Below are 23,568 nucleotides of genomic sequence, written 5' to 3' on the forward strand. Positions count from 1 at the left end.
TGTATCCGGTCTAAAGTGTTACCCATGTTTCCGGTTCATACCGCAGCGCCACCCGGCAAGAAAGGCGATGACGTTATTTACGCACCACCACCAGCTTCTGGTTCACAAACTCTTTGATCCCCAGATCCGACAGCTCGCGTCCATAACCGGAGCGCTTCACGCCGCCGAACGGCAGCTCTGGCGCGGTATCGGTGAGCCAGTTGATGTACACCATCCCGGTCTCAATCCGCGACGCCATTTTCTTCGCGCGCTCGATATCCTGACTGAATACCGCCCCACCCAGGCCATAGTGTGAATCGTTCGCCAGGGCGACGGCCTCGTCGTCGTTTTTCACCACATACATCTGGGCCACCGGACCGAAGAACTCCTCGAAATACGCCGGGTTGTCGCGAGAGATATTCGTCAGAATCGTCGGCTCGAAGAAGCTGCCGTCACGCTGAACAGGTTTACCGCCATAGTGCAGCGTGGCACCGTTTTTCACCGCCTCGTTAACCTGCTTGGTCAGCGTTTCCAGCGCATCTTTAGACGACAGCGGTCCCAGCGTGGTGCTTTCGTCCAGCGGATCGCCTATTTTCACCTGCTTAAACGCCTCGGTGAATTTAGTCAGGAAGGCATCAGCAATCTTTTCATGCAGGATAAAGCGCTTCGCCGCGGTACAGACCTGCCCGGCGTTGTTGAGGCGCGCACTGACCCCCGTCTTCACCGCTTTTTCGAGGTCGGCGTCATCCAGCACCACGAAGACGTCGTTACCGCCCAATTCCAGCGTGGATTTCTTGATGTGCTTCGCCGCCTGTGCGGCCACGACGCTACCGGCTTTTTCGGAACCGGTCAGCGCGGCACCCTGGACGCGATCGTCAGCGATGATGTTCGCCACCTGATTGGACGAGATAAACAGGTTGGTCCACGCCCCTTCCGGCGCACCCGCCTCGCGTACCAGATGGGCAAAGGTCTCAGCGCAGTGCGGTACAATGCTGGCGTGTTTGGCGATGACCGGGTTCCCCGCCGCCAGGTTCGGCGCCAGAACGCGCATCAGCTGGTAGTACGGGAAGTTCCACGGCTCAACGGCCATCAGTACACCGATGGGGTGATGCTCCACCCACGCTTCCCCAAGTTCAGAGGGATACTTCACCGGCGCCAGGAACTGCTTCGCGTTGTCGGCGTAGTAGCGGGCGATTTGTGCACACAGCTTCACCTCGCCGCGGCTCTGCTCGATGAGCTTACCCATCTCCTGACTGGCAATTTTCGCCAGATCGTCCACGCGCTCGTCGATCAGGTCGGCAAGCTTATGCAACACCGGGAGACGCTGGTTGATGTCGCCTTTCGCCCAGTCAGAATGGTAAAGCGCATCAGCCGCCTTCAGGGCCGCTTCAATATCCGCGTCGGTATGTGAGGGGTATTCTTTGATGAGCTGGTTAGTGGCAGGATTTACTGTCTGATAAGCCATATCGAATCTCCATGTTTTACCGCTTAGGGTATTAAGGGTAGTCAACATGACTGGCTATGGACGTAAAGTTGGGTATATCCGGACGGTTCCTAATGAAGCGCTGCCAGACGGTTCCCTGACGTGGTATAAAAAACGTCCAGAAGGAGTTCCCATGACCGATACCCGACACATCCTCCAGACTTTTCACCGCGCCTCAGGCCTTGAGCTGCGCAGCACATGGCAGTGCACGCAGGCCTACAAACGTCATTGTCATCCTCAACTCTCTCTTGGCGCGATTGTGGAAGGCCAGACCTGCTGCGTGTGCCATGACAGGGAGTACATCCTTCATCCCGGGGATCTGATTGTCATCCCGGCTTATGCGCCGCACAGCTGCAACCCCATCGCCGGGCAAGCGCGCAGCTACCATATGCTCTATATCGACACCGATCGTCCTCTGGCGCTCCAGGTGATCCGTAACGCTACGTTCTTTAAGCACTTCCTTGATATCGTTGAGACAATGTCGCCTGCATCCGTGGACAGGCTGCTTTCTGCCCTTCCCCACCGTGCGGATAACCCTGGTGCGCTGCGTTCAACCAGCCAGCATATTCAGCAGGCACTTCTTGCCGATCTGGCTGCACCGCCTTCGCTTGATGAACTGGCTCAACGCTTCTCGCTACGCAAGGAGACGCTGATTCGTACCTTCCGGCAGGACACCGGGCTGACGCCGGGCAGCTTCCTTAATATCTCCCGCGTGGAATACGCCAAAGCACGGCTGCGCGCCGGGGATGATATTGCCGACGTGAGCTACCAGAGTGGGTTTGCCGATCAGAGCCATTTCCATAAGACCTTCGTTCGCTATAGCGCCGCTACGCCGCGCCAGTACGCCACAGGACGATCAATATCAGACAATAATCAGGATACGTAACACCGTAAGGTGATCTCAGTTACGGCTATGAGGTCACTATGGAACTGTTCTTCCCTTCCGCTTTTCTCGCCCTGGCGCTGGCGCATTTTGTTGCGCTGTTAAGCCCGGGTCCGGATTTCTTCTTGCTTGTGGGCTACGCGGCGCGCTACCGACTGCGCGGCAGCGCCGGGCTGTGCCTCGGCATCGCCGCGGGTAATGCGCTCTATATTGTTCTGGTGATTGTCGGCTGGAGCGCCCTGCGCCAGTTTACGTGGCTGTTTACGCTAATCGAACTGTCCGGGGCGCTGTACCTGCTGTGGATTGGCTCGCACCTGGTGCGCAGCCGCCCGCAGACGCTGGCGCTGAATGAAACTCATCAGCGGCTTCCCGCATTGCGTAAGCAAATCCTGCTGGGGCTCGGCTCGGCACTGCTTAATCCGAAGAACGCGCTGTTCTATCTGGCGCTGATGACGGCGTTACTGGGGCCAGACGTCACGCTGCTTCAGCAGGCAACCTGCGGCGTCTGGATGGTGATGGTGGTGCTGGTGTGGGATCTGGCGCTGGTATCGCTTATAGGGTTGCGAGCGGTGCAACAGAAGCTCAGCCGTGCGCTCTGGTGGATTGAACGCACGGCGGGCGTGGTGCTGATGGGGTTTGGCGGGTGGGTGCTGTGGCGATTTTTGCATTTTCTTCCCGTCTCCCTCTATCCTTAACCCATGGAAAAAATAGCTGAACTCAAACGCGCTAAGCTTCTCGCGCTGTCGCTGCTGCTGATTGCCGCCGCGGCGTTTATCTTCACCCTGTTCCTGCCGCAGACTTTCTGGGTGCGCGGGGTAAAGGCGATTGCCGAGGCGGCGATGGTCGGCGCACTGGCGGACTGGTTCGCCGTCGTTGCGCTGTTTCGCCGGGTCCCCATTCCGTTTATCGCGCGCCATACGGCGATTATCCCGCGCAATAAAGACCGTATCGGCGACAATCTTGGCCAGTTTGTGCAGGAGAAGTTTCTGGATACCCAGTCCCTGGTGGCGTTAATCCGCCGCTATGAACCCGCGCACATGATCGGTGCCTGGTTCAGCAAGCCTGACAACGCCCAGCGCGTTGGGCTGCATCTGATGCAGGTGATGAGCGGGTTCCTTGAGTTGACCGACGACGGGCGCATTCAGCGGATGCTCAAACGCGCGGTGCATAAGGCCATCGATAAGGTCGATTTCACCGAAACCAGCGCCGTGATGCTGGAGAGCATGACCAAAAACAACCGCCACCAGGTGCTGCTCGATGCCATCATCAACCGCCTGATTACCTTGATTCAGCGCGACAGCACGCGGGAATTTATCTCTGACCAGATCGTCCACTGGCTGAAGACCGAGCATCCCCGCAAAGCGATGGTATTGCCCACCGAGTGGCTGGGCGATCAGAGTGCAGAGATGGTATCGAATGCGGTGAACACGTTGCTGGACGATATCAGCCACGACCGCACGCACCAGATCCGTCAGGCGTTCGACCGGGCCACGCTGAAGCTTATCGACAACCTGAAAAACGATCCGGAAATGGCGGCGAAAGCCGACAACATCAAGCATTACCTGAAAAATGACGAGGCGTTTAACCGCTATCTGGGGGAAATGTGGGCCGATCTGCGCCAGTGGCTTAAGGCGGATATGCAAAGTGAAGACTCGCGCGTGAAGCAGCGCATCGCCAACGCCGGGCTGTGGTTTGGCGAAACGCTGACAAACGATGCCAGCCTGCGGGCGTCGCTGAACGAGCATCTGGAGCAGGCCGCGCATCGCGTCGCGCCGGATTTCGCCGCGTTCCTGACCCGTCACATCAGCGACACGGTGAAAAGCTGGGATGCTAAAGACATGTCCCGCCAGATCGAGCTGAATATCGGCAAAGATCTGCAGTTTATCCGCGTCAACGGTACGCTGGTGGGCGGGACGATTGGCCTGATCCTGTTTTTACTCTCGCAGCTGCCTGCCGTGCTGGGACATTAATCCGCTTTAGGCGGCGCGATGATATAGCGCGTCGCCTCGAAGCGATTCAGGATCAAATGCACCAGAAAGACCATCGTCAGCGTCGCCACCAGCGAAAACGTGACGGAGGTGATGCGATAAAGATCGCTGAACACCAGGTCGCTGTCAGGGTGCATGTTCTGCCCGAACATAATGCCAATGGTGGTAATACTGGAAAATCCTACGCCTGCGCCTACTTTCTCCATCACATGCAGACGTGCGCCAAACGCCAGCCCAAGGCCAATCAGCGGCATCATGAGCAGCATATGGCTACTGTGGTCGTAGAGTATGAGCTGGACAACCAGGATATAAAGACAGCCCAATACTACGCCGACCACGCGCCAGATGGAGCTCATCACCGCGCCACGATAGTGCATCGGGAACAGGATCAAAATCCCGGCCATCAGCGCCGAGAGGGAATCGCTTAAGTCACTGATTTGAAAAACGACGAAAATCAGCGTCGCGACGGTGCCGGAGAGCAGCGACTCATGGCGCACGCGGGCATCGTCTTTCTCAATCAATGGCGGCGGCTTGCGGGGTTCCACGTCCGGCAGGAGATAGTTCATCAGCGCGCTCAGGCACACCGCCATCACGCTCGCTTCGATGTTGGAAAACAGCAGCGTGTGCCAGTTGGTGGTGGGGTAGCTCATAAAATTGAGCATCACGCTCTGGCACACCACGCCCATCGACCCGAACAGGAACAGCGGCCCTTTGCTCATAAAGCGAAAACGCATGACGTACAGGGCAAACACCACCAGCGTCATGATGACCGGCCATTGCGACAGATAGCCGATGATAATCACCATTTCAACGCAGTTCAGCGATGCACTGAAGATAAACTGCTTCGCCACATGGCGGTTGAAGACCGGCACCAGCGAGAGCAGCATGATCGGGTAGACCACAAAAAACACGCCGTAGCTGGTGTTGTAGAAACTGGAAATGCTCAGCGCAATCATCCCTGCAAAGACGATGCGCAAAGTCTGGCGAAAGTCGTTTGCCGTGTAGACGATGTTACCGTGCGGGGTAAACACCCGCGCCAGCGTATTAATAGACATAATGCAGCAGGCTCACCAGATGGATCTGCATCCCGGAGAAGAAGCGCGCAAACGGCCCTTCACTGTTATAGAGCTGGACAGTCGCCCGCGCGCCGGTCGGCAGTGGCTTCGGCAGCGCCTCGTCCAGCATGACGTGAATGCGCATGCGTTGGGCGTCACGCACCCAGCGGTTCGAGGTTTCCGGCTCGGAGAGCTGGCCGTTCACCGCCTCCTGACCCGCGAGGATCCCCGCGTCGCTGCTGGTCACGTGGGCGCGGAAGACGCGTCCCGGAAAGGCGTCAAACACCACCGCGGCATCGGTGCCCTGATGGGTATGGCGCAGGCTTTTCTCGCGGAAATCGGCCACGATGTCGGTCTGGTTGTTCACCAGCGCCAGCGCCGCTGCGCCTGAGGAGGCATAAAAACCGGGGCTTAACTGCAGGTTACTGACCGTGCCGTCTGCCTGAGCATACACCTTCGTCCAGCCGAGATTCAGCTCCGCCTCATCCAGCGCGTTGCGGTATTTTTGCAGCGTGACGTTGCGGTGTTCATCCCGCTCGCCGCGCTGAATACGCAGGTTCTGGATATTAGCCTGAATCGTGCTGACGGACTGCTCGCTGCTCTGCCAGGTGGTCCGGACTTTATCCAGATCCGCCTGCGAGACGTTCTGTAACGTGCTCAGCTTCTGATAACGTTCGAAGGTCACTTTATCGTTACGCGCGGTCAGCACGGCGGTTTTCAGGCTGGCCTGCGCGGCGGCGATCTGTGCGTCCAGCTGCTGGTTGGAAAGACGAGCCTGCTCCAGCGCGATTTGCGCCGCTTCCACTTTATTGCGAAACGGCGTGTCGTCGAGTTCAAACAGCAGATCGCCCCGCTTCACCTGGCTGTTGTTGTGCACATGCACGGCCGCCACATAGCCGGAGACACGCGGAGAAACCGGCGTCACCACGCGCATCACGGTGGAGTCCGGCGTCAGCGGGATCCAGATATCCGCGACGACAAAATAGATAAACATCAGCAGGAAAGAGGCAATACTCACCCTTACCCAGCGGGCAAACTTTTGTTCAGGGGTCATTATTTTTCGGTCTTGTTGTCTTCTTCGCGGATTGTCCGCAAATTACAGGCGATTTGATTCAGGGTGGCGCTGAAGATCTCGATATGTTCCGGCGCGATATTTTGCGATACCCGCGCCTGATAGGTCTCAATCACCTGAGTAAGCCTTTTTAAAATGGCTTTTCCCTCAGGCGTCAGCGTCAGAAGCCGGATGCGCTTGTCATAAGGCGATGTGGTGCGCAGCAGGTAACCCTGTTTTTCCAGCTGTGTGAGCGTGCGCATCAGCGGCGGCAGTTCAATGCCCTGCACCTCCGCCAGCTCACTCATTGAGACGTTATCCCCAAGTTGAAAAAGCTGCATCATCACCGTCCAGCTCGACTGGGTTAACCCGGTATCGAGAATGGCATCGTCGATCACCGCACGCCACTGACGCACGATCATCGCCATCCGCATACCCATTGGCCTGCGGCTAAACAGTTCTTCTTCACTCATAGGGAGTCCCTCTCGTCACACGCAGTCAAGATAATAGTTATCAGGGTAAGTATCAAGAAACGAGGGACGAAAGCGCAGGAATTGCGAAAACGAGGCTCTCCCTCTCCCTGTGGGAGAGGGATCCCCAGTATTTTTTAACCTGAAGCGATTTATATGGCATCAGGATTATGAATATCTTACAGCAATGGCCTGGTCCGGCTGTAAATCGCCGAAGCGTTTCCGTAAGGCCGGGGCGAGGCGCAGGGATGCGCCGAGAGGGCGTGGCCTGCAGGGATGCAGGCTCATGCCCGACCCGATAGCCTGAAGGAATAAGCTGAGGGCACCGCGACGCGGCGATTTACCGCCGGGAGCCCGGGTCGCCAGGGTGGTGGCGACTGAGCCACCCTGGCACGTTCACCGGTCCTGTCGTCAAAGAGTAGCAATGAACGTGAAGTGAACGGAATGCCCCCTACAGCCGTATGTTCCCCCTCACCCCAGCCCTCTCCCTCAAGGGAGAGGGGGCCGTCCGTGCATATGCGACGTTGAGCCCCCCTCACGCAGCGGCGTTTAGCGGCTAAAATGCTTCCTGACGGCACTTTTCCCCGACGCCGTCACCACCACCTCCCTGTACCCCCTCACCCGCTGGATCCAGCCTTTACTCTCCAGATAAGTGAGCAGCGCCGTGCCCGCATCTCCCCCAAGATGAAACCGTCGCTCGCTCCAGTCGAGGCAGGCGCAGCAGGACTTACGACGGGGATGAGCATTTAATGGAATGCCGAGTTTCAGAAACTGCTCACGGCCATACAGGGTGAGCGCGGAGCCGTCAGCCTCCAGCCAGCCTTCCGCCTGCATAAAATCATAGATCTGAACCGCCACCGTTCCGGCAAGATGGTTATAGCAGGTGCGGGCTTCACGCAGGGCTTTTGGCGCAGACGTTTCCGGCGGCGTAATGCGGCTCCAGGAGAGCCCCATCATCTGCTCGACCAGCGCCGCGACGTCGTGCCCGGCAAGGCGATAATAGCGGTGCCGCCCTTGCGATAAACACGTAATCAACTTTCCCTCCACCAGCCGGGCGAGATGCCCGCTGGCGGTCGACGGCGCAACATCTGCCGCAGTGCTGAGTTCGGTAGCGGTCCACGCCCGACCGTCCATCAGCGCGCAGAGCATCTTCACGCGCGAGGGATCGGCCATTGCCGCCGCCACCGCCGCAATGGCCTGTTCCAGTGCCGCGCTGTTCTCAGGAGGCTGATTCGTTTTTAACATGGGGGGCCCAGGGTTCGGTGATCTCTGCGGCCAGCTTATCATCATCCGTCAGCAGAATAAGGTGATTCGCATGGTCGCTGTACTGGGTAAGAATAGACACACCGCGTGCCGCCAGCACCGCCGCGATGTCACCTAACTCGCCTGGCCGCTCCTGCCTGAGTTTTCTGATAACCGGCTTGCGCACCGCCTGAACGGTAAATCCGGCCTCCATCAGCACGCGGCAGGCTTTTTCTCCGTCCTCCACCAGGAAATGGGCATCGGTACCAAATACGCCGCCCCCCTCCAGCCCCACGCCGTGACGGCCTAACAGTTGCCCAAAGCGCGCCAGCTCGCCGGGCATGTCGCTGAAAATCACGTGAACGTCATACATTCGCCTGCCCTCCGTTTTCGGAACTGTATTCCCGCACGACCTGTGCCACGCGAATGCGATAGTACGCAAAAATGGATCCCCGCCCTTCGGCCTGCGCCGCCTGGTGAAAGACGTTTTGCTTCCAGCTGCGGATGGCCTCTTCATCCCGCCACCAGGAAAGGGAGAGGATTTTGCCGTCGGTGGTCAAACTCTGAAAGCGTTCGATATCAATAAAACCATCAATGTCGGCCAGCAAAGGTTTGAGTTCGGCGGCGAGTTGCAGGTAGCGGGCCTGATGATGAGGCTCCGCTTTGGCTTCGAAAAGGACTGCGATCATAAGTGTCTCTCCGTTGTGATAGTGAGGAGAGAATGCAGAGAAAATTAACTTCATACTTCGGCGACTGACGAAGTGTTTTTGCCGGATGGCGCTGCGCTTATCCGGCCTACGAGCGCCTGTAGGCCCGGTAAGCGCAGCGCCACCGGGCAGGTTTTAGCCCAGGATCGACCTCGGCTCCATAAACGCCCGAATCCCCCACTCACCCATCTCGCGCCCCACGCCGGAGTGCTTAAACCCGCCAAACGGCGCTTTCGGCTCATGGGCAAGCGTATTCACCAGCACGCGCCCGGAGACAATCTGCTGCGCCACGCGGCGGGCGCGGTCCACATCCTCACCCAGCACCATCGCGCTCAGGCCGTACTCGGTGTCATTGGCAATCGCGATAGCCTCCGCTTCGTCCTGATAGGGAATGATGCACAGCACCGGGCCAAAAATCTCGTCGCGGGCAATCACCATGCCATTATTCACGTCAGCAAACAGCGTCGGGCGTACAAACCAGCCGTCCTGCGTGCCCGCTGGCCGCCCTTCGCCTCCTGCCAGCAGCCGTGCCCCCCCGTCGAGCCCCTGACGAATATACCCCTGCACCCGCAGCCACTGCTTCTCGCTGACCATCGGGCCGACGTCCGTGGCACTGTCGCGCGGGTCACCGGATTTCACCGCCGCCACGGCCTGCGCCAGCGCGGTTTCGATTTCCGTTTTACGCGACTGCGGCACCAGAATGCGCGTTCCCGCCACGCACGCCTGCCCGCTGTTCATAAACCCGGCCTGAATCACCAGCGGGATCGCCTGCGCCAGGTCCACATCATCCAGCAGGATCGTCGGCGATTTACCGCCCAGCTCCAGCGTCACGCGCTTAAAGCTTTCCGCCGCGTTACGCAGAATGGCCTTGCCGGTATTCGTCGAGCCGGTAAACGAGATTTTCGCCACGTCCGGATGGCGGCTGATGGTGTCCCCGACGGTTTCACCGCGTCCGGTGACAATGTTAAACACGCCCGGCGGCAAAGCAGCATCGCGCAACGCTTCGGTGACAATCCGGGTTTGCAGGGCGCTCATTTCGCTCGGCTTAATCACTGCCGTACAGCCTGCCGCCAGCGCGACCGCCAGCTTGCCGCAGATAAAACCCGCGTCGCTGTTCCACGGCGTTATCAGCCCGGCCACGCCAAGGGGCGTCATCTGTACCGTCGCGGCCCCCGCGGTTGTCTCGAACTCAAACGCCTCCAGCGCCTCAATGGCCTGGGCAATCACCTCCGCCGGATAGCGGGCCATCCACGCCGATCGCGAGGCGGGCGCACCATACTCTTCAACGATCGCTTCCAGCAGATCGTCGTGGCGAGCGACCACGGCGGCGTGCATACGTTTCAGCGCGGCGATGCGCGTCTGTTTCGTGGTCTGCGACCACGCAGGAAACGCTGCCTTTGCCGCCGCGATGGCGCGCCCGGCGTCAACCTCATCCGCCAGACGAACCTGACCAATAACCTGCGCCGTCGCCGGGTTATACAAATCAAACCATTCGGTGCCGTGCGGAGTAACAAACTCGCCGTTAATAAAAATCTGTTCGATCTGGTGCATATAAACCTCCTCAGGCTGTGTGAGCACAGTCTGGCACGGCTTCCCCGTTGCGATAATCCACGCTATGCTGCAAGGGTTGTTTCGATTTTCAGGATAATCTATGCATCGTTCAGGTCTGACAGAGCTGGAAGTGGTGATGGCCGTGGTGCGCCGCGGCAGTTTTCGCGGCGCGGCGCAGGAGCTCGGAATGTCCGCGACGGCGGTAAGCAATGCCATTGCCGGCCTGGAGAGCCGCCTTGAGACTCGCCTCTTTAACCGCACCACCCGCAGCGTGGCGCTTACGGACGCCGGGCTGCGCTACGTGGCGCGCGTGGGGCCGGCCTTGCAGGAAATCCGCCTCGCGGGTGAGGAGATCCACAGCGACACCGGGGAACCTGCCGGAACGCTGCGTCTGAACGTGCCGAACCATATCGGCTCGCTTTTTCTCGACCAACTGCTGATCGACTTTATGATCCGCTACCCGAAAATGCGCGTGGAGATCGTCAGTGAAGCACGCATGATCGACATCGTCGCCGAGGGTTACGACGCGGGGATCCGCCTCGAAGAGTCCATCCCGCAGGACATGATCGCCGTACCGCTGACAGGGGAGATCCGCCAGCTCGTCACCGCCACGCCAGATTACTTCGCACGTCACGGCATTCCGCAAACGCCGGACGATCTGCTGCAACATCAGGGGATCGGCATGCGTATGGCTCACGGCGGGATCTACCGCTGGGAGCTGGCCCGTCGGGGGGAAACGTACGCGCTTGCCGTGCCGCCGCGCTTTGCGACGTCCGATCTTTTCGCCTCGATCCGCGCCGTAAAAGCGGGGTTAGGCGTGGGATTTTTGCCGGAATTCTATATCCAGGAAGAGCTTGAGAGCGGGGAACTGGTGAGCGTGCTAAACGACTGGACGCAGCCGTTTACCGGGCTGCGCCTTTACTATCCTGGTCATCGCCACGTCCCGCCAGGGTTGCGGGCGCTGGTGGCGATGATCCGCGAGCGCGGCATTATTCCAGGTTAGCTTTATTCAACCCGTAAGCCGCATCCAGCGAGCCTGGCGCCATGCGGGAGGTAATTCCCAGACGATTCCAGGCGTTAATCGCCACGATGGCGAAGTTCAGCTCTGAAATCTCAACGTCTGAGAAGTGCTCCGCCACGCTGCGGTAAAGGGCATCGCTCACGCCATGCACGCCAATCTGCGTCAGCGCTTCGGTAAAGGCCAGCGCGGCTTTTTCGCGGGCGCTGAACAGCGGGGATTCACGCCAGGCTGCCAGATGGTACAGGCGCAGCTCGCGTTCGCCGGCAATTTTGGCCTCTTTCGAATGCATATCCAGACAGAAGGTACAGCCGTTCAGCTGCGACACTCGAATGTCGATCAGGTGCTTCAGCGCCGGGTCGATGGAGGTTTTCGCCACCTCCATGCTCAGGGCAGACAGTGCGTTAGCGAGGGCAGGTGTAACTTTATGGTGGTTGACGCGAGTGCTCATGGTCTTTCCTCTTTTTTTGTGCGGCATCGGTGATGCGATGAGGCAAATCTACGCCGTTCATGACATAGTAAAAAGACACAAAAAGCGTGAAATGAGGTAGGACATGAAGCCGGGCTATCACGAGATCTACTCCCGCTATCGCGACAACATTACGCGCGGCGTGCTCAAGCCGGGCGACAAAGTGCCCGCCATCCGCGTGCTGGCCGAAGAGCTGAAGGTGGCGCGTAAAACGGTCGAAACGGCGTATGCCATTCTGACGGGCGAAGGGTATCTGGTTAGCCAGGGCGCGCGCGGCACGCGGGTCAACCCGGACTTACTGTTGCCGGAGCGTCCTGCCCCAACGGAACAGCCTACCGGTACGCTTCCGGCATCGCTTATCAGCCAGCGCGAGCGGGCAGGGTTTCTGCGCCCTGGCATCCCATCCCTCGACAGCTTTCCGTACAAAAAATGGCTGCTGCTGGCAGGCCAGGCGACGCGCGCCATGCGTCAGGAGGAGATGCTTAACCCGCCCGTTCTGGGCTGGTACCCGCTGCGCCAGGCCATTGCCAGCTATCTCAATATCTCGCGTGGCTTGTCCTGCACCGCCGGGCAGGTGCTCATCACCAGCGGCTACAGCGGCAGCCTGCGCCTGATCCTCGACACGCTCGCCAGCCGCAGCGATAAGGTGGTGTTCGAAGATCCGGGTTATTTTATGGGCCAGCAGCTCCTGAAGCGGATCGTGCCGCGTCTGCACACGGTGCCGGTCGATCGCTGCGGCATGGACACGGAATACCTCCTCCGCCACCATCGCGACGCCCGTTTTGCCCTCGTCACCCCGTCGCACCAGAGCCCGCTGGCGGTGACGCTCTCCCTGCCGCGTAAACAGCAGCTGCTCGACTGGGCCAGCCAGAACGAGGCGTGGATCATCGAAGACGATTACGATGGCGAGTTTCACTACACCCGCAAGGTGTTGCCGTCGCTGAAAAGCCTCGACCAGCACGACCGGGTAATTTTTATGGGCACCTTCAGCAAAACCATCATGCCGTCGCTGCGCATGGGATACGTGGTGATGCCCGCCAGCACCGTCGGGGCGTTTACCGACTGTGCGGACATTACCACCAGCGGCCAGCCGGTGCTGACGCAAAAGATCCTCACCGCATTTCTCAACGAAGGCCATTTTTTCCGTCACCTGAAAAAGATGCGCGCGCTGTATCAGACCCGCCGCGACTGGATGATCGCCGCCCTGCGCGAGGTGTATGGCGATCTGTTTTTCACCGAGCAGAACGACGGCGGGATGCATATCGTGGCGTTTCTGACCAAAGGAAGTTGTGACCGGGAAGTGGCGCGCTGCTGGCAGGAACAGCAGCTGCAGGTTAACGCGCTCTCCGAGTGGTACCGCGGGTCGGGAAAACGCTACGGGCTGGTGATGGGCTACAACAACGTGCGGACATACCAGGAGGCGGTGGCGTTGCTGGAAAGGCCGAAACGGCAGACGCTTGCGCTGTTGAGTTGAACATCGCCGGGTGGCGGCTGCGCCCGACCCGGCCTACGGTTTAAATGTCATTGCGGGATAAACCCACATCTTTGAGCTGCTCATCGCTCATCTGGCTCAGGATGCGGCGGGTACGGTTGATGCGATACCAGTTACGCAGCGTTTTCACGATCCAGACAAACGCGATAAACGGTCTTTTAGAACGGTTCTCGAAAAATTCCATGATGCTCTCCTCACTGTGCCAGTGGGGTTATCATCCTGGAAATCCGCCTGTGCAATACAGATGCAAAAACACCTTTTGTTTACCATACAGATCCGCTAAAACGGTATCTGCATGGCATTTTTTACGGCAATCTGTACTGGTTTTACAATCTGTATGGTGAAAACAAAGGATACAGCATGACGCGCTATCAACATCTGGCCAATCTTTTGGCAGAACGCATTGAACAAGGGCTGTATCGCAGCGGCGAACGTCTGCCGTCGGTGCGCACGCTGAGCCAGGAGCACGGCGTGAGCATCAGCACCATACAGCAGGCTTATCAAATCCTTGAAAACCTCCAGCTGATTACGCCCCAGCCGCGCTCCGGCTATTTTGTTTCGCAGCGTAAAGCCCAGCCGCCCGTCCCGGCGATGACGCGCCCGGTGCAGCGCCCCGTGGACGTCACCCAGTGGGATGAGGTGATGATGCTGCTGGACGCCCGCGCTGACAAAGAGATGATCTCGTTTGGCGGCGGTTCGCCGGACATTAACCAGCCGAGCCTGAAGCCCCTGTGGCGCGAGATGAGCCGCATCGCGCAGCATAATCCGGGTGAGATGCTGAGCTATGACGTGCTCGACGGGCGCCTGGAGCTGCGCGAGCAGATCGCCCGCCTGATGCTGGACGGCGGCTCCACCGTGGCAGCGAACGAGATTGTCATCACCAACGGCTGCCACGGCGCGCTGTCGATTGCCCTGCTCTCGGTGTGTCAACCGGGGGATATCGTGGCGGTGGAGTCGCCGTCATTTCACGGCACCATGCAGATGTTGCGCGGGTTTAACATCAAGGCGATTGAAATTCCCACCGACCCGGAAACCGGGATCAGCATTGAGGCGCTTGAGCTGGCGCTGGAGCAGTGGCCGATCAAAGCGGTGATCCTGGTGCCCAACTGCAATAACCCGCTCGGGTTTATCATGCCGGAAGCGCGGAAAAAGCAGGTCTTAGCCCTCGCCCAGCGGCACGACATTGTGATTGTTGAAGATGATATCTACGGCGAGCTGGCGGCGGAGTACCCGCGTCCGCGAACCATTCATTCGATGGATATCGACGGCCGGGTGATCCTCTGCAGCTCGTTTACCAAAACCGTGGCACCGGGTCTGCGCGTGGGCTGGATTGTGCCGGGACGCTATTACGACCGGGTGATGCACATGAAATACGCCGCGGGCGGGTTTAACGTACCGGGCACGCAGATGGCGGTGGCGGCGTTTATTCGCGACGGCCATTACCATCGCCACGTCCGCCGTATGCGCCAGATTTATCAGCAGAATATGGAAACCTATACCTGCTGGGTACGGCAGTATTTTCCGGCAGGGATTTGCGTGACCCGCCCGCAGGGCAGCTTCCTGCTGTGGGTTGAGCTGCCGGAGAAGGTGGATATGGTGTGCGTCAGCAAGCAGCTGTGTCGGCTGAAGATCCAGGCCGCAGCCGGGTCGCTGTTTTCCGCTTCAGGTAAGTACCGCAACTGCCTGCGCATCAACGTGGCGCTGCCGCCGACGGACAAAAATCGCGAGGCATTGAAGAAGATGGGTGAAGCGATTGTGATTGCGATGGAGGAGGGCTAGTGCGGCCTGATGCCCTCACCCCGACCCTCTCCCACGGGGAGAGGGAGAAAACCGTGCCGCACTACTCGTCGAAGTACCAGTACCCCTGGTTAATCAGCCCGGTGAGCTCTTCAACAAACGCCGGGTTTTTCAGCGCATCGCCCAGCTCGGCCTGGCCGAGTTCGGTGTAGCGGCACAGCGCATCCGCGGCCTTCGCATCCACCGTCTCAAGCTGTTCGCTGTTAACGAAGAAGCTGCCGTTAATATTCAGCACGCGCAGGCCGCTCAGGCGAGACAGCGTTTCGCCGCCCTGAAGCGCATCCAGCACCTCTTCCGGCACATACGGTGGCTCGGCGGCGGCAATATCCAGCTCGTGGCGCGGCGTCGAGACAAAGCTGCCGAACCATTTTGTGAAATCATCCGGCTTGCTGATCATCTCGATCATCATCTGACGAATGCGATCGAGCTCGTACTGCTCCACGCGGCCCGGGTGTTCACGACAGGTCAGATCCGGATCGCTATAGTGCTCGCCGCCCAGATCGTTTTCCAGCGCGTAATCGGCGAAGCTGCTGATAAGATCGCGACCGTTCGGCCCGCGGAAACCGACGGAATAGTTAAGCGCCGTTTCGTGGGTAAAGCCGTCGTGCGGGAATCCTGGTGGAATGTAGAGGATATCGCCCGGCGCAAGATCTTCGTCGATGATCGGCTCAAACGGATCGACATGCAGCAGTGCCGGATGCGGGCAGAACTGACGCATCGGCAGCTTGTCCCCCACGCGCCAGCGGCGGCTGCCCATCCCCTGAATGATAAACACATCGTACTGATCGATATGCGGACCCACGCCGCCGCCCGGCACGGAGAAGGAGATCATCAGATCGTCCAGTCGCCAGTCCGGCAGAACGCGGAACGGACGCACCAGTTCCGCCGCGGGCATATGCCAGTGGTTCACCGCCTGCGCCAGCAGCGACCAGCCCGTTTCGCCCAGATCGTCAAAGTGTTCAAACGGACCATTACTGGCCTGCCATTTGCCGTTAGCGTGGCTCACCAGACGACTGTCAACTTCCGGCTCCATCGCCAGACCTGCCAGCTCGTCCGGGGTAATCGGATCGACAAAATTCGGGAAGGCATTTTTCAGCACTACGGGTTGTTTTTGCCAGTATTTTTCGAGAAATTCCGGCCAGTTCAGGTTCAGTTGATACGCCATGGGTAGCACCAGTGAGAGGGGAAACAGGCGCGATTATAGGGGAGACGGTGGAGGGGGAACTTGTCATGGGTCAAACCAGCTCGCGTAGGTCGGGTAAGGCATAGCCGTCACCCGACGCAATACGGCGCTAAAACTTAGTCCAGCTTCAGTTCGTCATAGTGGGTAATCAGCTTGCCCACGATGCCGTAGTCCAGCGCTTCTGCCGGCGACATCCAGAAGTTGCGGTCGGTGTCTTTTTTCACTTTCTCCAGCGGCTGGCCGGTGGCGTCAGCGATCAGCTTGTTCACGCGATCCAGCATGCGGATGATCTCGCGCGCTTCGATCTCAATATCCGTTGCCTGACCGCGCACGCCGCCCAGCGGCTGGTGGATCATAAAGCGGGTATTAGGCAGGGAATAACGGTGCTCTTTTTTCGCCGCCAGGAAGATGGTAATCCCCGCGCTCGCCACCCAACCGGTACCGATGACGTGCACTTCCGGACGGATGAATTTGATAAAGTCGTGGATGGTGTCACCCGCTTCCACGTGGCCGCCCTGGCTGTTGATATACAGCTTGATCGGATCGTTGCTGACGCTTTGCAGCAGGATCATCTGGGTGATCACCTTCTGCGCCAGCTCCTGGTTGATCTCCCCGGAGATCACAATCGAACGGGATTCCAGCAGTTTTTGCTGCAGAGCGCCCGCGCCGTTTGACCCTTCCGCCTTATCCTTGTCGCTTTCTTTCAGTGTGTAGAGCATTGTTGTTTCCTCAGCTTGTCGCGCTCAAAACCAGAGTGTAGCCTGTTTTACGGGGTAAAGTCCTCAGAGACAGATCGCGAGAACGATGATGAAACGTGCGCAGGCAAACGGCACGCCAGTCGACAACCGTTCGCTATACTTCCTCTTCATACGGTTATCATATTGTTAAATGATAATGATATTTAATGTGTTAAGATGAAAGCCAGCAGAAACAGTCTCTTACGTGACGGGACGTGTATATTTTCTCGACAGTTTACTCAGCACCGGGGCAGTGAATGGAACACATTGTGTATGTGGTTGACGACGATGACGCGGTCAGGCAGTCCGTTCTCGGCCTGCTGGAATCAGCGGATTTAGACGCCATGGGGTTTTCATCAGCAGAGGCGTTTCTTCAGCACCGTTTTGAGGATCTGCCCTCGTGTGTGATCCTCGATATGCAAATGCCCGCCATTTCAGGTTTTGACGTAGCGGACGCCCTCAAGGACAGCGGGCGCGACATCCCGATTATTTTTCTCACCGGCCACGGCACTATTCCGATGTCGGTGCGCGCCATTAAAGGCGGCGCGTACGAATTTCTCACCAAGCCCGTTGAATCCACCGCGCTGATCGACGCCATTCAGTCTGCGCTTCAGCTGGCGGAAAACAACGCCGTGCGCAACAAAGAGCACTACGCCCTGAAGCAGCGCCACATGTCCCTTACGCCACGGGAACATGAGGTGTTAACACTGGCGATAAGCGGGATGCTGAACAAGCAAATTGCCGCCGAGCTTGGCGTCAGCGAGATCACGGTGAAAGTGCATCGCCGTCGCGTAATGGAAAAAATGCAGGTGCGCTCCGTGGCGGAGCTGGTCAGGGCCGTTGAGCGCCTGACCCACAGCCAGCCTTCGGATTAACTACTCCCCTGTCTGTCCGGCAAGCGGTAACACAAACGCAAACACCGTGCCGTGTGGCTCCCGGCGGCGCGCGCTCAGTTTTCCTCTGTGTCGCTCAATGATGCTGGCGCTGATGGTCAGCCCCATCCCCATTCCCTGCGCCTTGGTGGAATAGAACGAGTCAAAAATCTTCTCCAGCCGCTCGGGCTGAATGCCGCTGCCGGTATCGGCGATCTCGACGATAACGTTCCCGTCGGCGTTGACGGTGCTGAGGGTGATGATGCAGGGGCGATCGTTAACCTCCGCCATGGCCTCAACGGCGTTCATCACCAGATTCAGCAGCACCTGCTGGATCTGCACGCTGTCCCCGGTGATAAAGCTGTCACCGGCGTTTAACAGATAATCCACGCTGATGTGTCTCTGCTCCAGCTCGCTGCGGGAAAGGGTAATAATGTGGTGGATCAGATAGTGGAGATCGATACGCGCGAAGGTCGGATCCTGCTTGCGCGTCAGGGACTGAATGCTGCGGATGATCTCCCCCGCCCGGGCGCCTTCCGCGGCGATCTCCTCCAGCCCTTCCCGCACTTTATCCAGCCGGGCGGGTTCACGGTTAAGCCAGCGCAGGCTTGCCCCGGCGTTAGAGACGATCGACATCAGAGGCTGGTTGATCTCGTGGGCGATGGAAGAGGTTAACTGACCGACCGTGGTGGCACGCGACACCCGCGCCAGTTCCGCCTGCGCCACCCGCATGGCATCCTCCGCGGCGCGCTGACTGGTGATATCGGTAATGATGCCGTAATACTCGTTCACCTCACTGCCCACGCCCACCGGATCGCCAATCCCGAGGATATAGCGCGTGGAACCGTCGGTACGCTTAATACGAAATTCCGCGCGCATAGAGAGCCCCTCGCGCACGCTCTGGGTGACGATGGCGCTGATGCGGGCGTAATCATCCTCATGGACGAAGGTCAAAAACTCCGCCATGGAGATCATTTTTTGCTGCTCGGGCAGGCCGAGAATACGGGCGTACTCTTCGGACATAAACATCAGATCCTGCTCCAGCTCCCAGCGCCAGCTACCGGTGTGGCTGATCTGCTCACCCAGCATCAGCGAGTTCTGGCTGGCGCGCAGCTCTTTTTCCACGCGTCGGCGCTGGATGTTCTCCGCCAGCAGTTCGGCGTACAGCCGCGCCGTCTCCAGAGAGACCGCAGCCTGCGCCCCCAGCAGGCTCACCACGCGAGAGTGCTCGGCGGTGAAGACCTCCGGCATCAGGCGGTTTTCCAGATAGAGCACCCCCACCAGCCGCGCCTGTTTGAACATCGGAACGCACATCACGGCCGCCCCCGAGGTCACCAGGTAGGGATCCTGGCTGAAGGGATGGAACTCCTCCGGTTTACCGGTGCGGATCTCCTGTCCGGTGCGGATCACCGCCGCCAGGACCGACAGCGGCATGTCGGTCGCTACCGGTACGTCCTTCAGGATCCGCACCCGCACGCCCTCGGTGCTGGTCCACGCGCTGGCTTCGATCTCCGGAATCAGGTTATCGCTCACGCGAAGCAGCAGGCCGCGCTGCGCCCCGGCACGTTCGAGCAGCAGCGTCATCAGGTTTTCGATAAGCCGCTCAAGGTTGATCTCTTCCGACAGGGCGCGTGAGGCTTTGATCACGCTCTGCAGATCGCGGATCACTTCATTCTGGGCAAACGCCACCGTGTCATAGGCGCTGGCCTGTCCGGAGGCCAGCAGATGTGGGAAATCCTGCTCCAGCTGGCGCACCTTAGCCTGTGCCCCGGCACGGCCCCAGGCGGCAATGGCGCCGCGAAAATGCGCATCTGACGCGGTCGGGTAACCGCAGGACAGCGCAAAGCGACCCGCCAGCTCGTGCGCCAGGGCGTTAATCGGATTAAAGCCGCCCTCGCGTGACAGCCGTACCGCTTTCTCATACTGCTCAAGCGCAATGCTGTTCATGCCGTCCAGACGCACGATTTCGGCGTAAATCAGCGCTTCTTTATCCGCAAACGTCCCCGGATTAATGCGCGCCCAGAGGGCAATTTTGTCGTAGTGCGCGTGAATACTGCGTCGATGATTCGCCGAGAAAGTCTCCGGCGTTAGCTGGCGGGAAAGCGCCAGGGCGCTGTAGAGATGGTAATCCAGCAGATGGATATGGCCAGGCGCAGACCACGCGTACCAGCCCGCCATCTCAAGATCCGCCTGCGCATCGGCAAATTCGCCGCAGGTAAAGTGCGCCATACCGCGATAGAGCCAGTACCAGAACAGCATGGTCGACGTCTGTTCCGGAGCCTGCTCTGGCGAAGCAGGCAGCAGCGCCTCCGGCAGCACCTGCGAGGCGGTCCAGGTGCCGATCACCGGCGTGCGTAAAAACTCAACGTAGCCGCGCTGAACCATCAAAATGGTCTCAACGTCCTGGAAGTGGGTTTTCCGCACAAAGGCCAGGCCGCGATCGATGCTGGTCAGCACCCCGTCGAGATGATCGCCCCGAGAGAGGAAGTTAATGGCCTGGTGGCAGGCCGCGAAGCAGGCCATCGTCATATCACCGTGGGTTACCGCCGCGGTGAAGCAGGCTTTTGCGCACTCAATGGTGAACGACAGCGGCTGAGTCCAGACGCTGAGCTGATCGAGCGGCAGCAGGGTTTTCGCTTCATACGCATCGTAGCCGTGGCGATTGACCAGCTCGCGGGCCAGCGTGCCGTACTGGAACCCGAGGCGATACTCGGCATAGCGGTGGCCGATCAACACGCCAAACCAGGCCATCGCCGTGGTGGAGGCGCCGGTGATGCCGTGGTCGAGGGTCAGGTGCATCATGCGGCAGAGCAGCAAAAAGTGCAGACGCGGACAGATGAAGCTGGCGCAAATGCTGGCGCTGTAGAGCAGGTTCATTACCGCTTCCGTTTCCGGATTTTCCATCCGCGAGAGCTGGGCATAGCGGCTTTGCGGCGCGTCGCCCGTGCGGTTACAGAAGTCTTTCCAGGCAGCATCGCAGTCGGCATCTTCCGGATGGCGGCCGATCTGAATACCAAAAATACCCAGCCAGCAGAGCGCCGCCTCCAGCGCCAGACGGCTATCCGACTGGCGAATATAGACTTCCACCAGCAGGTTGGCCGCCAGCGCTTTTTCGGTCAGCCCGCCGGGGCAGCCCAGGATCGCATCGCACAGCTCGCGGGTCCGCTCCAGATGGCCGAGCGCAAACTCGCAGCCCGCCTCTTCAATATCCAGCACAAAGTCTGACACCACCCCGGCATTGCCCAGCGCTCTCGCCGTCTGGATGTAGCTCAGTGCCGAAAGATAATCGCCCGTGCGTTTCGCCCGGCGCGCGGCCAGCAGGCTCAGCTCGCGGAACATCTGCCGCTTCGGAGCGGGCTGGATACTGTCCAGTGCGGCCGTAACATGGTGAACGGCGCGGAAAAGCAGTTCGTTTCCCGCAGCCTGCCGCGCGGCATCGGCCAGCAGGCTGGCGGTGGTCAGATGAAGGTGGCTTTTCTCATGCGGATCCAGCAGCGCGAAGGCGGCTTCCTGCACCCTGTCGTGGGTGAAAGCGTACTCTTTTTCCGTCAGCACGATGAGCTGCGCCATGACCGCCGGATGGAGCGCATAGCGCATTTCCGCCATCGACATGCCGACAACGCGGCATATCATCTCCATCTCGCCCTTGCCGCCGAGGCAGGCAAAACTCCCCAGCAGGCGACGCGTCTCGTCGGGCAACTCTTCGAGCTGCTCCAGCACCAGGGTGACGACGTTTTCGGTGTAATGCCGGGCGCGGATCGCCTGCAGATCGTAGTGCCACTTATCCTGATATTTGTTATGCACCACCAGCCCGTCATCGACAATGCGGCGGAAAAACTCATGCACAAAGAGCGGGTTGCCCCCGGTTTTTTCATGGATCAGCGTGGCGAGGTCAGACGTCGCCACGCTGCGGGTTCGAAACAGCGTCGCCAGCCAGCGCGCTACCGCTTTCACGGACAGCGCCTGAGGGACAATTTCGCTCGCGTTTAGCGCCGCTTCCGGAAGACTCGTCAGCAGCGCTTGTAAGGTGGCATCGGATAACGAACAGATATCCCGGTGAGCAACAACCACCAGCAGCGGGATTGCCCCGCTGTTCACCAGCAGGTATTTGAGCGTATGCAGGCTGGCGGCGTCGCTCCACTGAAGATCGTCAAGCACCAGCACCAGCGGGCAGCCCTGAGAGGCAAAGGTTTTGACCAGCGCGAGCACCATATGGCTGAAGCGCGCCCGGGCATCAATGGAAAACGTATCCGGCGAGAAGCGCGGTTTGCTCTCAAGCAGCAGCCCCAGTTCAGGCACAAGACTGACAGCGAGCGCCTCGTGGCCCTCCAGCGCGCGCGAGAGACGGATTTTCCACTTCGCCACGTCGTCTGCGGGCAGCCCCAGCAGGTGCAACGTCAGGGTGCGAAACGCGGAACTTAGCACGCCGTAAGGCAGTGACGGCGAAAACTGGTCCACCTTGCCTACCGCCAGCAGCACCGTACGCTGCTGCAGCGTTTTAAGCGCCGTCGCGATGATCGAGGATTTCCCGATCCCTGACGGTCCGCCGATCGTCACCAGCTCTGGCACCCGGCTCTGCCCGACTCGCTCAAACGCGGCAATGACGTCATTCGCCTGCGGATGCGTCGCGAACAGGGAATCCGCCAGATGGATCGCCGGGGTGCGATCCTGCTGACCGGGAGTAAAGGGGGCGATCTCGCCCTCACCGGTCAACGTTGCCTGGCAGCGTCGCAGGTCGGCAATCAGCCCGTCCACCGTCTGATAGCGGTTATCAGGATGCTTTTCCAGCAGCTTGAGGAGGATGGTCGAGAGCATTCCCGGCACGTCCGGGCGTATCACGTCCGGGGCCAGCGGCTCCGAGGCAATATGGTAGTGTGCCCAGTTGGTCTGATCGTCCGCGCCCAGTTCAAACGGCAGGCGTCCGGTCAGAAGTTCATACAGCACCATGCCGAGGCTGTAGAGATCGCTGCGGCTGTCGACGGGGCGACGGGTGCGAGTGGTATGTTCCGGCGACATCCAGGCGGGGGTACCGCCTGAAACGGTAAGACGGGTCTGCGAGAAGGCATCGGAAAAACGGCAGGAGAGACCAAAGCTGCCCAGACGGCAGGTGGCATCGTGATAAACAAAAATACTGCCGGGTTTGATATCGCCGTGGATCAGGTTTTGCAGATGCATCTGGCGCAGGGGGGCGCAGATCTGGATCGCCAGCTCGATAAAGCGCGCAATCCCGGAGATCGCCCTGCCCGCGCGTCGCGCCAGCAGCTCAAACGAAAACGGGGCGTAAACCAGCGCGAAACGCCCCCGGTACTGGGTAGAGGCGACGGCGCGAATGGCCCAGCTGTCCTGGAGCACGTCGCGCAGCGCAAACTCGTTTTTCAGCAGCCGGGTGGCCCGCTCTTCCTCTTCGTCGCTCACCGCGGTGGCAATGATGAAGGAGCCGCCGGAATGGGGATGACGTGCGTTCATCCAGGCGATGCCGCCCTCCTGCGCCAGCACGGTAAAAATCACATCCTCTTTAAGGACAAAAACCCGCCCCTGATGAAGATTTCCCTGGGCGGGCCAGAATGCAGGCTGCTCGTTTTCGTTCATCC

The 23,568-nt window shown here is 59.4% G+C and carries 20 protein-coding genes; 7 read left to right on the forward strand and 13 right to left on the reverse strand.

Features of this window, described 5'->3' with window-relative positions:
• Positions 1-73: 73 nt before the first annotated feature.
• The gene (locus ACOTYN_RS20950) at positions 74-1,444 is read right to left on the reverse strand and encodes an NAD-dependent succinate-semialdehyde dehydrogenase (RefSeq protein WP_047361590.1); all 1,371 of its coding nucleotides are present in this window, start codon (positions 1,442-1,444) and stop codon (positions 74-76) included.
• Positions 1,445-1,595: 151 nt separating this feature from the next.
• Here ACOTYN_RS20950 and ACOTYN_RS20955 point away from each other — a divergent pair, with 151 nt between their 5' ends.
• Genes ACOTYN_RS20955 through ACOTYN_RS20965 form a run of 3 tightly spaced genes read left to right on the forward strand, consistent with a single transcriptional unit; the run spans position 1,596 to position 4,315 of the window.
• Complete coding sequence (locus ACOTYN_RS20955; RefSeq protein ID WP_332958936.1) at positions 1,596-2,348, forward strand: AraC family transcriptional regulator; 753 nt, start codon at positions 1,596-1,598, stop codon at positions 2,346-2,348.
• 38 nt (positions 2,349-2,386) lie between these two features.
• Positions 2,387-3,040: a LysE family translocator gene (locus tag ACOTYN_RS20960; RefSeq protein ID WP_047343951.1), complete on the forward strand. Its 654-nt coding sequence runs from the start codon at positions 2,387-2,389 to the stop codon at positions 3,038-3,040.
• Between the two features lie 3 nt (positions 3,041-3,043).
• Positions 3,044-4,315 (forward strand): DUF445 domain-containing protein, encoded by a 1,272-nt coding sequence (locus ACOTYN_RS20965; RefSeq protein WP_032637585.1) that lies wholly within the window; start codon positions 3,044-3,046, stop codon positions 4,313-4,315.
• Here the strand turns inward: ACOTYN_RS20965 and ACOTYN_RS20970 are convergent.
• The 7 genes from ACOTYN_RS20970 to ACOTYN_RS21000 form a co-directional block, all read right to left on the reverse strand.
• Positions 4,312-5,388, reverse strand: coding sequence for a DUF2955 domain-containing protein (locus tag ACOTYN_RS20970; RefSeq protein ID WP_014882400.1), 1,077 nt, complete (start codon positions 5,386-5,388; stop codon positions 4,312-4,314). The two genes, ACOTYN_RS20965 and ACOTYN_RS20970, sit on opposite strands and share 4 nt — an antisense overlap.
• The gene (locus tag ACOTYN_RS20975) at positions 5,378-6,445 is read right to left on the reverse strand and encodes an HlyD family secretion protein (protein ID WP_087529102.1); all 1,068 of its coding nucleotides are present in this window, start codon (positions 6,443-6,445) and stop codon (positions 5,378-5,380) included. The genes ACOTYN_RS20970 and ACOTYN_RS20975 overlap by 11 nt, the downstream gene beginning before the upstream one ends.
• Positions 6,442-6,912, reverse strand: a complete 471-nt coding sequence (locus tag ACOTYN_RS20980) for a MarR family winged helix-turn-helix transcriptional regulator (protein WP_014882398.1) — start codon at positions 6,910-6,912, stop codon at positions 6,442-6,444. Before ACOTYN_RS20980 ends, ACOTYN_RS20975 begins: the two co-directional genes overlap by 4 nt.
• Positions 6,913-7,458: 546 nt before the next feature.
• Positions 7,459-8,154 (reverse strand): winged helix-turn-helix domain-containing protein, encoded by a 696-nt coding sequence (locus ACOTYN_RS20985; protein ID WP_332958939.1) that lies wholly within the window; start codon positions 8,152-8,154, stop codon positions 7,459-7,461.
• Positions 8,129-8,524 carry an amino acid-binding protein gene (locus ACOTYN_RS20990; protein WP_332958942.1) on the reverse strand — a complete coding sequence of 132 codons (396 nt, stop codon included), beginning with the start codon at positions 8,522-8,524 and terminating at the stop codon, positions 8,129-8,131. Before ACOTYN_RS20990 ends, ACOTYN_RS20985 begins: the two co-directional genes overlap by 26 nt.
• Positions 8,517-8,840 carry an antibiotic biosynthesis monooxygenase family protein gene (locus ACOTYN_RS20995; RefSeq protein ID WP_014882395.1) on the reverse strand — a complete coding sequence of 108 codons (324 nt, stop codon included), beginning with the start codon at positions 8,838-8,840 and terminating at the stop codon, positions 8,517-8,519. The genes ACOTYN_RS20990 and ACOTYN_RS20995 overlap by 8 nt, the downstream gene beginning before the upstream one ends.
• 153 nt (positions 8,841-8,993) lie before the next feature.
• The gene (locus ACOTYN_RS21000; RefSeq protein WP_332958944.1) at positions 8,994-10,409 is read right to left on the reverse strand and encodes an aldehyde dehydrogenase family protein; all 1,416 of its coding nucleotides are present in this window, start codon (positions 10,407-10,409) and stop codon (positions 8,994-8,996) included.
• Between the two features lie 100 nt (positions 10,410-10,509).
• Here ACOTYN_RS21000 and ACOTYN_RS21005 point away from each other — a divergent pair, with 100 nt between their 5' ends.
• Positions 10,510-11,412 carry a LysR family transcriptional regulator gene (locus ACOTYN_RS21005; RefSeq protein WP_332958946.1) on the forward strand — a complete coding sequence of 301 codons (903 nt, stop codon included), beginning with the start codon at positions 10,510-10,512 and terminating at the stop codon, positions 11,410-11,412.
• Here the strand turns inward: ACOTYN_RS21005 and ACOTYN_RS21010 are convergent.
• Positions 11,399-11,878 carry a carboxymuconolactone decarboxylase family protein gene (locus ACOTYN_RS21010; RefSeq protein WP_014882392.1) on the reverse strand — a complete coding sequence of 160 codons (480 nt, stop codon included), beginning with the start codon at positions 11,876-11,878 and terminating at the stop codon, positions 11,399-11,401. The two genes, ACOTYN_RS21005 and ACOTYN_RS21010, sit on opposite strands and share 14 nt — an antisense overlap.
• Before the next feature lie 103 nt (positions 11,879-11,981).
• Between ACOTYN_RS21010 and ACOTYN_RS21015 the strand changes: the two genes are divergently transcribed.
• Positions 11,982-13,370, forward strand: a complete 1,389-nt coding sequence (locus tag ACOTYN_RS21015) for a PLP-dependent aminotransferase family protein (RefSeq protein WP_023331931.1) — start codon at positions 11,982-11,984, stop codon at positions 13,368-13,370.
• A 40-nt stretch (positions 13,371-13,410) separates the two neighbouring features.
• Here ACOTYN_RS21015 and ACOTYN_RS21020 read toward each other — a convergent pair whose 3' ends face one another.
• Complete coding sequence (locus ACOTYN_RS21020; protein ID WP_049010213.1) at positions 13,411-13,572, reverse strand: DUF1127 domain-containing protein; 162 nt, start codon at positions 13,570-13,572, stop codon at positions 13,411-13,413.
• A gap of 176 nt (positions 13,573-13,748) precedes the next feature.
• On the opposite strand from ACOTYN_RS21020, the gene ACOTYN_RS21025 reads away from it, so the two are divergent.
• Entirely contained in the window at positions 13,749-15,167 is a 1,419-nt protein-coding gene (locus ACOTYN_RS21025) for a PLP-dependent aminotransferase family protein (protein ID WP_014882389.1), read from the forward strand.
• Positions 15,168-15,228: 61 nt separating this feature from the next.
• On the opposite strand, the gene ACOTYN_RS21030 is transcribed toward ACOTYN_RS21025, so the two are convergent.
• Both ACOTYN_RS21030 and ACOTYN_RS21035 read right to left on the reverse strand, forming a co-directional pair.
• The gene (locus tag ACOTYN_RS21030) at positions 15,229-16,350 is read right to left on the reverse strand and encodes a cupin domain-containing protein (RefSeq protein ID WP_014882388.1); all 1,122 of its coding nucleotides are present in this window, start codon (positions 16,348-16,350) and stop codon (positions 15,229-15,231) included.
• A 134-nt stretch (positions 16,351-16,484) separates the two neighbouring features.
• Positions 16,485-17,087, reverse strand: a complete 603-nt coding sequence (locus ACOTYN_RS21035; protein WP_014882387.1) for an ATP-dependent Clp protease proteolytic subunit — start codon at positions 17,085-17,087, stop codon at positions 16,485-16,487.
• Between the two features lie 275 nt (positions 17,088-17,362).
• On the opposite strand from ACOTYN_RS21035, the gene ACOTYN_RS21040 reads away from it, so the two are divergent.
• On the forward strand, positions 17,363-17,980 hold the full coding sequence (locus tag ACOTYN_RS21040) for a response regulator transcription factor (protein ID WP_023338979.1): 618 nt from the start codon (positions 17,363-17,365) through the stop codon (positions 17,978-17,980).
• Here the strand turns inward: ACOTYN_RS21040 and ACOTYN_RS21045 are convergent, their stop codons facing one another.
• Positions 17,981-23,566 (reverse strand): trifunctional serine/threonine-protein kinase/ATP-binding protein/sensor histidine kinase, encoded by a 5,586-nt coding sequence (locus tag ACOTYN_RS21045; protein ID WP_332958949.1) that lies wholly within the window; start codon positions 23,564-23,566, stop codon positions 17,981-17,983.
• Positions 23,567-23,568: the final 2 nt, after the last annotated feature.

Source organism: Enterobacter cloacae complex sp. IR5458, assembly GCF_049238025.1.
Classification (GTDB): domain Bacteria; phylum Pseudomonadota; class Gammaproteobacteria; order Enterobacterales; family Enterobacteriaceae; genus Enterobacter; species Enterobacter kobei.